Here is an 8765-nt window from a genome sequence, read left to right on the forward strand (position 1 = left end):
GCTGGTCATGCAGTTCGGAATCTTCACCGTCGGTGACGTCACTGTCGATCCGACCACCGGTCGGGAGCCGACCGAGCATGAGCGGATCAAGGCGATGGTCGCCATCGCGTTGAAGGCCGAGGAGGTCGGCCTGGACGTCTTCGCCACCGGCGAGCACCACAACCGGCCCTTCGTGCCGTCGTCCCCGACCACCATGCTCGGTTACATCGCGGCGCGCACCGAGCGGCTGCTGCTGTCCACCGCCACCACGCTGATCACCACCAACGACCCGGTGAAGATCGCCGAGGACTACGCGATGCTCCAGCACCTCTCCGACGGCCGGGTGGACCTCATGATGGGCCGCGGCAACACCGGCCCGGTCTACCCGTGGTTCGGCAAGGACATCCGCGCCGGCATCCCCCTGGCCATCGAGAACTACGACCTGCTGCACCGGCTGTGGCGCGAGGACGTGGTCGACTGGAAGGGCAAGTACCGCACCCCGTTGCAGTCGTTCACCTCGACGCCGCGTCCGCTCGACGGCGTGCCCCCGTTCGTCTGGCACGGCTCGATCCGCAGCCCGGAGATCGCCGAGCAGGCCGCGTACTACGGCGACGGCTTCTTCGCCAACCACATCTTCTGGCCCAAGGAGCACACCCAGCGGATGGTGGGGCTCTACCGCCAGCGGTACGCGCACTACGGCCACGGCTCCGCCGACCAGGCGATCGTCGGCCTCGGCGGGCAGGTGTTCATGCGCCGCAACTCGCAGGACGCGGTCCGCGAGTTCCGGCCCTACTTCGACAACGCCCCGGTCTACGGGCACGGGCCGTCGCTGGAGGAGTTCACCCGGGAGACCCCGCTGACCGTGGGCAGCCCGCAGCAGGTCATCGACCGCACGCTCGGCTTCCGCGAGTACGTCGGTGACTACCAGCGGCAGCTGTTCCTGATGGACCACGCGGGGTTGCCGCTGAAGACCGTGCTGGAGCAGCTCGACCTGCTCGGCGAGGAGGTCGTGCCGGTGCTGCGCAAGGAGTTCGACGCGCTGCGTCCGGCGCACGTGCCGGCGGCGCCGACGCACGCCTCGCTGGTCGCCGCTGCCGGCGGCGCCAAGGACAGCACCGTGCACGCCGTCGACGACGTGACGGGCAAGGCACCGGAGGGGGCGACCCGATGACCCGCCGCTCCCTGGCCGTGGTCTCGGCGGGGCTGGGCCAGCCCTCGTCGACCCGGTTGCTTGCCGACCAGCTCGCCACGGCCACCCGCGACGAGCTGGTCCGGCGCGGCTCCGAGGTGGAGCTGCACGTCGTCGACCTGCGCGAGTACGCCCACGACGTGGTGAACAACATGCTCACCGGCTTCGCTCCGGCGGCGCTGCGCGAGGTCATCGACACGGTGACCGGGGCGGACGGAGTCATCGCCGTCACCCCGATCTTCAACGCGTCGTACAACGGGCTGTTCAAGTCCTTCTTCGACGTGCTGGACGCCGAGTCGCTGGTCGACCGGCCGGTGCTGATCGGCGCGACCGGCGGCACCGCCCGGCACTCCCTCGCTCTGGAGCACGCCGTCCGCCCGATGTTCGCCTACCTTCGGTCGGTGGTGGTCCCGACCGCGGTCTTCGCCGCCCCGGAGGACTGGTCCGACGGCAGCGCCGACGGCGCGTTGCGCGGTCGGATCCGGCGCGCCGCCGCGGAGTTGGCCGACCAGATCGAGCGCCGACCACCGGCCACCGGGCCGGCCGACCCGTTCGCCCTCACCACCGACTTCCTCCAGATGCTCGGCCGAGGTGACGGCACGCCGGTCAGTTGACCGGGTGGGCGACCAGCACCGGGCAGTGCGCGTGCTGGATCGCCGCCTGACTGACCGACCCGAGCAGCAGACCGGCGAAACCGGCCCGGCCCCGGGTGCCCACGACCAGCAGCGACGCCGTGCCGCTGGCCTCGATGAGCCCCTGGGCCGCGCCGGCCGCCCGGACCGGATGCTCCTGCACCACCAGGTCGGGGTGTTCGGCGCGCACTGCGGCGGAGGCGTCGGCGAGGAGCCGCACCGCCTCGGCCTGGTACGCGGCCTGCGACTCCTCGACCTCCTCCGGCACCGCCCGGTCCTCGGCTGGCGGGCCGACGTGCACCAGCACCAGCGGTACGTCCCGTAGCGCCGCCTCGTCGGCGCCGTAGCTGACGGCGAGCTGCGACGACTCGGACCCGTCGACGCCGACCAGCACCGGGCCTTCCACCGGGATCGGCTGCTCGTCCGGGCGGACCACCAGCACCGGGCAGTGCGCGTGCGCGGCCACCTGCGCCCCGACCGAGCCGAGCAGCAGCCCGGCGACCCCGCCCAGGCCGCGACTGCCCACCACGACCAGCTCGGCCCGGCGGGACTCCTCGACCAGGGTGGCTCCCGGGCCGCCGGCGACCTGACGCACCTCCACGGCGAGGCCGGGCCACCGGTCGACCAGCTCGGCCGCCGTGCGCTCCAACATCTTCTGCGCCTCCTCGGAGGGCGCCGGCACCCCGACGTCGTACGGGTTGAGCGGCACGCCGTAGCCGAACGGGTGCAGGTATCCGTGCACCAGCAGCAGCGGTCGGGACCGGAGCAGGGCGGCCCGCGCCGCGTGTTCGGCGGCGACGAGGCTGGACGGCGAACCGTCCACGCCCGCCACGACAGGTCGGTTCATCGGCGCTCCAAGGGTCGGTCAGATCATTGTCGACCGCTCGGCCGCGGCGGAAGGGCCGGACGCGCCGGTCCCGGCGGCACGCCCGCTCGACACTTGCACGTAACTACGTATGTTCGTAATATCGACGTGTGAACACCATGGAAGATCGGCTCACCGCGCTGGAGGCGCAGGTCGCCGCGTTGAGCGAACGGCTCGCCGCCGCACCGCCGCCGCCACCCGCGCCCGAGGGCACCTTCTGGGCTCTCGACGGACTCAAACAGCGCCTGCCGTCCGAGGGGTCGGGCGCGGTCCTTTACACCGGCACCGTCCGGGTCGCCGGCCAGCACTACGACTGGCAGTACGGCCGCACCGTCGACGACCTGCTCGCCGCCGACTGGACGGAACTGGCCAGCACCCTCTCCGCGTTGGCCCACCCGGTGCGGCTGCGGCTCCTGCGGGAGATCCTCGGCGGCCGGCAGAGCACCAGCGAGCTGGCCGAGATCGAGGAGTTGGGCACCACCGGCCAACTGCATCACCACCTGCGCCAGATCACCGCCGCCGGTTGGCTACGCAGCGCCGGCCGAGGCCGGTACGCCGTCCCCGCCGAGCGCGTGGTGCCGCTGCTGGCCATCCTCACCGCCGCCGGCCGCTGACCAGACGCGGCCCCGGCCGCGCATCCGACGACCCCCCATGAAGGAGCCACCATGCGCCGGACGACAGTCACCACCCTCGTCGTCGCGCTGATCGCCGGTCTGGTCGGAGTGGCGTTGATGCCCCGGGTGCCCCGACTCGGGGCGCAGACCACAGGCGATCGCGACCTGGCCGCCGCCGCACGCTCGGCCACGCCCGACCCGTCGGGGCGTCGGGGGCTCGCCGTGGCGCTGGTGGAGAACGGACAGGTCCGCACCTCGGTGGCGAGCTCCCTCGTGGCCGCCGTGTTGGCGGTCGTAGCCGTCGCCAGCTGAGTCCGCGCCGCCGCTCCGTGTCACAGCCGTTGCGTACCCTCGTCCGATGAGCCCCGATGTGCTGCTGCGCCCGGTCCTGGAGGACGACCTCGTCGAGTTCTTCCTGCACCAGCAGGACCCGGAGGCCAACCGGATGGCCGCGTTCGGCCCCAAGGACCCGTCCGACAGTCGCGAGTTCGCCGCACACTGGGCCCGGGTGCTCACCAACCCGGCGAACCGGGTCCGCACCGTCGAGGTCGACGGCGAGGTGGTCGGCTATGTGAGTGCCTTCCCGGTCGGCGACCAGACCGAGGTCAGCTACTGGATCGACCCGGCCCGCTGGGGTCGGGGCCACGCGACGGCGGCCCTGGCCGCCCTGCTGCGCGAGCTGCCCCGGCCGGTGCACGCCCGCTCCGCCAAGGACAACGCCGCCTCCCTCGCGGTGCTCCGCAAGTGCGGGTTCGTGGTGGTCGGTGAAGACTCGGGGTACGCCAACGGCCGCGGCGAAGAGGTCGCGGAGTGGCTGCTGGAGCTGCCCGCCGACGGCCCTGACCTGGGCGGGCACTAGTCTCGCGGCGTGAACTGGTTGGATCTCGTCGGCTGGGCCGGCTCCGCGGTGCTGGTCTGGTCGTTGCTGCAGTCGCGCGTCCTGCGGTTGCGGGCGCTCAACCTCGTCGGCAGCGTGGTGCTGATCGGCTACAACGCCGCGATCGAGGTCTGGCCCATGGTCGGGCTGAACGTCGTGCTCGCGGCGATCAACATCTGGTATCTGCGCGGGATGCTCGCCACCCGGCACGACGAGAAGACCTATCAGGTGGTGGAGGTCGGCGTCGGCGACCAGTTCCTCGCGCACACGCTGCGCGTACACGCCACCGACATCGCCCGGTTCAACCCCGGCTTCCACTGGGATCCGGACTCGTCGGGGCGCTCCGCGTTCCTCGTGGTCACCGCCGACGAGGTGGTCGGCGTGGTGCTGTCGCACGCCGAGGCGCCCGGCGTCGCCCAGGTCGACCTGGACTACGTGACCCCGAAGTTCCGTGACTTCACCCCGGGCGAGTTCGTCTACCGGCGCAGCCACCTGTTCACCGAACGTGGCTTCCACCGGGTGGTCAGCCCGCCCCGGATGCTCGCCCCCTACTACCACCGGCTCGGCTTCCGCCCGGAGGGCGACTCGTACGTCCTCGACCTGCCGGCGTCACCCACGCCCCATTCGGCGTAGCGTCACCGCCCCCTCGGCGGGGCGATTCGGCGTAGCGTCGCCCGGGCATGATTCGGCCGGCGCCGGACGGGGCAAAGACAACGCCTACGCCGGGCGGGCTCGCCGACCGGCGGGCGCCGTCGTACCGGCCGGCGACACCACCACGAGGGAGCGAACCGGGCGTGCAGAGCTACGGGAGCCAACTGGCCCTGGTCGGAGTCCTGGTTGTGATCAACGCGCTCTTCGCGGGCAGCGAGATGGCGTTGGTGTCGCTGCGAGACAGCCAGATCCAGCGGCTGGAGCGCACCAGCCGGGCCGGTCGGGTGCTGGCCCGGCTCGCCAAGGACCCGAACCGTTTCCTGGCCACCATCCAGATCGGCATCACCCTCGCCGGTTTTCTGGCGTCCGCCGCGGCGGCGGTCTCGCTGGCCAAACCCCTGGTGCCGCTGCTCGGGGTGTTCGGTGGCGCCGCCGAGACGGTGGCGATCGTGGCGGTCACCCTCGCGTTGACCTTCGTCACCCTGGTCTTCGGCGAGCTGGCGCCCAAGCGGATCGCCATGCAGTCCGCCGAGCGGTGGGCGCTGCTGGTGGCCCGCCCACTCGACCTGCTCGCCAGCCTCACCAGGCCGGCCGTCTGGGCGCTCGGCGCCACCAGCGACGTGGTGGTCCGCCTGGTCGGGCTCAACCCCAAACACGAGCCGGACGAGATCGGCCCGGACGAGCTGCGCGACATCGTCGCCGGCAACCACGGCTTCACCAAGGAGCAGCGCACCATTATCGCGGGTGCCGTGGAGATCGCCGACCGGCGGTTGCGGGCTGTCCTCGTACCCCGGTTGCAGGTCTTCACGCTCGACAGCGGGACCACCGCGGAGGCCGCGCGGCTCGTGCTGGCCGCCACCGGGCACTCCCGTGCTCCGGTCGTGCGCCACGGCGGCCTGGACGACACGGCCGGAATGATCCACCTGCGTGACCTGGTGGGTGTGCCCGACGACCGCCCGGTCGACGAGATCGCCCGGCCGCCGATGCTGCTGCCCGACTCGCTACCGGTGGTGGACGCGCTGCGGCAGTTCAAGGCCGAGCGTCAGCACATCGCGCTCGTCGTGGACGAGCGCGGCGCCGTCGACGGCATCGTGACGCTGGAGGACATCCTGGAGGAGATCGTCGGCGAGATCTACGACGAGACCGACCGGGATGTGCGCTCGGTCCGCCGCGACCCGGACGGTGCGCTGCTGCTGCCCGGCACCTTCCCGGTGCACGACCTGCCGGACATCGGCGTGGAGCTGCCGTCGCGCCCGGCCGGTGACTACACCACCGTCGCCGGGCTGGTGCTGGCCCGGCTCGGGCACATCCCCACCGTCGCCGGGGAGGAGGTCACGCTGGACGGTTGGGTGCTGGCCGTGGCCGGCATCGACCACCGGGCGATCACCGAGGTACGGCTCAGCCGGGTACCCGATGAAGTCGACGGCGACGCCGACACCGACCAGGCCGCGGAGCCGGTGCTGGACGAGGCCCGCAGCTGACCCGTGCGGCGAACGCCGTCGCTCAGGCGGGCGACAGGTTCTGCAGCCGGACCTGGCCACGGGCGACCAGCCGCTCGTCGGCGTCGGTGATCTCCACCTGCCAGAGCTGCTGGCTGCGGCCCCGGTGCACCGGCGTACCGACGGCGGTCAGCTCGCCGTCCCGGACGGCCCGCAGGAAGTCGGTCTGGTTCGACACCCCGACCACCGTGCCCCGGTCGGCCAGCCAGAGGGCGCCACCCACGCTGGCCGCGGACTCCACGACGGCGCAGTACACCCCGCCGTGCTGGATGCCGAACGGCTGGTGCAGCTCGGGCCGGACCTGCCAGCTGATGACCACCCGGTCGGCGCTCGCCTCCTCGAACTTGAGGCCGAGCAGGGCGACGAAACCGCCCGTCAGATCCGGAATCTCCATGCCAAAGCCCTCCTCGATCAACGGGGCGCAAGCCTAGCCGGGGCGGGTTGCGTCAAACCCGGTACGGGTCGGTGCCGGCGATGGGGGAGAATCGGTGACCGTGACCGACAGCAGCCTCCCGCCCCCCGGGCGGGCCTCCCTGACCGATGATCTGCTCTGGCGTGGCCTGATCCAGGACTCGACCGGCCTCGACGAGCTGCGCGAGCTGCTCGACGGTGGGAGTGCCGCCACCTATTACGTGGGCTTCGACCCCACCGCGCCGAGCCTGCACGTCGGCAACCTCATGCAGGTCCTCATGGCCCGCCGGCTGCAACTCGCCGGTCATCGCCCGTTGCTGCTGGTCGGCGGTGCCACCGGGCAGATCGGTGACCCGAAGGAGAGCGCCGAGCGGGCGCTCAACCCGCCCGAGGTGATCGCCGGCTGGGTCGACCGGATCCGCGAGCAGCTCGCGCCCTTCGTGTCGTACACCGGGGACAACGCGGCGCGGTTGGTCAACAACCTGGACTGGACCGGCGAGATGTCGATCGTCGAGTTCCTCCGCGACGTGGGCAAACACTTCCCGGTCAACAAGATGCTCGCGCGGGAGGTGGTGCGGGCCCGGCTGGAGACCGGCATCAGCTTCACCGAGTTCAGCTACCAGCTGCTGCAGGCCAACGACTTCTTCGAGCTGCACCGCCGGCACGGCTGTCAGCTCCAGTTCGGTGGCTCCGACCAGTGGGGCAACATCACCGCGGGCGTCGACTACGTGCGCCGGCGGGGCGCGGGGCCGGTGCAGGCGTTCACCACGCCCCTGGTCACCAAGGCCGACGGTACGAAGTTCGGCAAGAGCGAGGGCGGCGCGGTCTGGCTCGACCCGACGATGACCAGCCCGTACGCGTTCTACCAGTTCTGGCTCAACGTCGAGGACCAGGAGGTCGACCGCTACCTGCGGTACTTCAGCTTCCGCTCCCGCGATGAGCTGGAGGAGTTGGCGAAGGCGACCGCCGAACGGCCGGCGGCCCGGCTGGCGCAGCGGGCGCTCGCCGAGGAGCTGACCACCCTGGTGCACGGCGCCGACGAGACCCGACAGGCGATCGCCGCCAGTCAGGCGCTCTTCGGCCGCGGATCGTTGGACGAGTTGGCGCCGGAGACCCTGCGCGCGGCGCTGACCGAGGCGGGCCTGGTCCGCCTCTCCGGCGAATTGCCGGATGTGGCGGGTCTGCTGCGGGACTCGGGCCTGGTGAGTGGCCTCAAGGAGGCCCGGAGGGTGATCGCCGAGGGTGGCGCCTACGTCAACAACAACCGGGTGACCGAGGTGGACGCCGGGGTGTCGCCGGCCGATCTGCTGCATGGCCGATACCTGGTGCTGCGCCGGGGGAAACGTTCGTTCGCGGGCGTTGAGCTGGGCGAATAGTCGTCTGTCGACGATGTGACGGGGGACGCGTCCGACGGATTTGACGATCATCCCGCCGGACGCGTAACTTTCTCTCTGCCAGCGCGGAACGGACGAAACAGGCGAAAGCCTGAGACGGCCGGAGCGCCGGCCAACGACCTGGGGGTCGGGTGGGCGAACCTACCGGAGCCCCCAAGCCGGGTGGTGCCGCCAGAAACGCCGCGAGGCGGATTTGGCGCGGCGAAACCGACCGGGTATGGTTACGAGCCGGCAGGGCACCGGGCGGGTTGCGAGTAATCGTGACGGCCGGCCTGCCGAATCCATGACGAGAGCGGCGCAAGCCGGTTGCGACATGGTGCCCGCATTACCGGATGAAGCACGACGAACCGCGAAATACCGGTTTGACACGGCGGAAACGAGCGGGTAACGTAGTAAAAGTGCCTGGCGCTGAAAGCGCCGGGTGCGGAGAGCGGTAAAGCCCCGAGATGGGTTCCACTGAGTGTGGGGCTTCTGATCGGTGTGTGGTTGTTCTTTGAGAACTCAACAGGGTGCTTGTAAAGCCAGTGCCAATTATGATTTATACCCCGGACTGGTCAAACTTTGGTTTGGCTGGTTGGGATTCCTTTGGCAACATTTGTTTGTTGCCGGGATAGCTGTTCAACTCATTTTTTGTTGGAGAGTTTGATCCTGGCT

Annotated in this window: 10 protein-coding genes; 8 read left to right on the forward strand and 2 right to left on the reverse strand. The window is 70.9% G+C overall.

Going from position 1 to position 8765, the window contains the following annotated elements:
• Positions 1-7 precede the first annotated feature (7 nt).
• A complete protein-coding gene (locus ABZU52_RS22580) occupies positions 8-1150 on the forward strand; it encodes an LLM class flavin-dependent oxidoreductase (RefSeq protein WP_354972970.1) in 1143 nt (380 codons plus the stop codon).
• Positions 1147-1782, forward strand: a complete 636-nt coding sequence (locus tag ABZU52_RS22585; protein ID WP_354972971.1) for an FMN reductase — start codon at positions 1147-1149, stop codon at positions 1780-1782. Before ABZU52_RS22580 ends, ABZU52_RS22585 begins: the two co-directional genes overlap by 4 nt.
• Here the strand turns inward: ABZU52_RS22585 and ABZU52_RS22590 are convergent.
• The gene (locus tag ABZU52_RS22590; protein WP_354972972.1) at positions 1775-2647 is read right to left on the reverse strand and encodes a universal stress protein; all 873 of its coding nucleotides are present in this window, start codon (positions 2645-2647) and stop codon (positions 1775-1777) included. The genes ABZU52_RS22585 and ABZU52_RS22590 overlap by 8 nt on opposite strands.
• A gap of 137 nt (positions 2648-2784) precedes the next feature.
• Here ABZU52_RS22590 and ABZU52_RS22595 point away from each other — a divergent pair, with 137 nt between their 5' ends.
• From ABZU52_RS22595 to ABZU52_RS22615, 5 genes are all read left to right on the forward strand, one after another.
• Complete coding sequence (locus tag ABZU52_RS22595; protein ID WP_354972978.1) at positions 2785-3279, forward strand: ArsR family transcriptional regulator; 495 nt, start codon at positions 2785-2787, stop codon at positions 3277-3279.
• A 51-nt stretch (positions 3280-3330) separates the two neighbouring features.
• Positions 3331-3591 (forward strand): hypothetical protein, encoded by a 261-nt coding sequence (locus tag ABZU52_RS22600; RefSeq protein ID WP_354972973.1) that lies wholly within the window; start codon positions 3331-3333, stop codon positions 3589-3591.
• Positions 3592-3637: 46 nt separating this feature from the next.
• The gene (locus tag ABZU52_RS22605) at positions 3638-4138 is read left to right on the forward strand and encodes a GNAT family N-acetyltransferase (RefSeq protein WP_354972974.1); all 501 of its coding nucleotides are present in this window, start codon (positions 3638-3640) and stop codon (positions 4136-4138) included.
• A gap of 9 nt (positions 4139-4147) precedes the next feature.
• Positions 4148-4789, forward strand: a complete 642-nt coding sequence (locus tag ABZU52_RS22610; RefSeq protein ID WP_354972975.1) for a hypothetical protein — start codon at positions 4148-4150, stop codon at positions 4787-4789.
• Between the two features lie 161 nt (positions 4790-4950).
• Positions 4951-6288: a hemolysin family protein gene (locus tag ABZU52_RS22615; protein ID WP_354972976.1), complete on the forward strand. Its 1338-nt coding sequence runs from the start codon at positions 4951-4953 to the stop codon at positions 6286-6288.
• Positions 6289-6310: 22 nt separating this feature from the next.
• Here the strand turns inward: ABZU52_RS22615 and ABZU52_RS22620 are convergent, their stop codons facing one another.
• Entirely contained in the window at positions 6311-6700 is a 390-nt protein-coding gene (locus ABZU52_RS22620) for a PaaI family thioesterase (RefSeq protein ID WP_203125019.1), read from the reverse strand.
• A gap of 100 nt (positions 6701-6800) precedes the next feature.
• On the opposite strand from ABZU52_RS22620, the gene tyrS reads away from it, so the two are divergent.
• The gene (tyrS, locus tag ABZU52_RS22625) at positions 6801-8093 is read left to right on the forward strand and encodes a tyrosine--tRNA ligase (RefSeq protein ID WP_354972979.1); all 1293 of its coding nucleotides are present in this window, start codon (positions 6801-6803) and stop codon (positions 8091-8093) included.
• The last annotated feature ends 672 nt before the right edge of the window (positions 8094-8765 follow it).

It is taken from the genome of Micromonospora sp. NPDC005220, from assembly GCF_040607895.1.
Classification (GTDB): Bacteria; Actinomycetota; Actinomycetes; order Mycobacteriales; family Micromonosporaceae; genus Micromonospora.

Coding starts and splice junctions, on each gene's coding strand:
- ABZU52_RS22595 (WP_354972978.1), top strand. CDS start 2,785: ATGGAAGATCGGCTCACCGCGCTGGAGGCGCAGGTCGCCGCGTTGAGC.
- ABZU52_RS22620 (WP_203125019.1), bottom strand. CDS start 6,700: ATGGAGATTCCGGATCTGACGGGCGGTTTCGTCGCCCTGCTCGGCCTC.
- ABZU52_RS22585 (WP_354972971.1), top strand. CDS start 1,147: ATGACCCGCCGCTCCCTGGCCGTGGTCTCGGCGGGGCTGGGCCAGCCC.
- ABZU52_RS22580 (WP_354972970.1), top strand. CDS start 8: ATGCAGTTCGGAATCTTCACCGTCGGTGACGTCACTGTCGATCCGACC.
- ABZU52_RS22605 (WP_354972974.1), top strand. CDS start 3,638: ATGAGCCCCGATGTGCTGCTGCGCCCGGTCCTGGAGGACGACCTCGTC.
- ABZU52_RS22600 (WP_354972973.1), top strand. CDS start 3,331: ATGCGCCGGACGACAGTCACCACCCTCGTCGTCGCGCTGATCGCCGGT.
- ABZU52_RS22590 (WP_354972972.1), bottom strand. CDS start 2,647: ATGAACCGACCTGTCGTGGCGGGCGTGGACGGTTCGCCGTCCAGCCTC.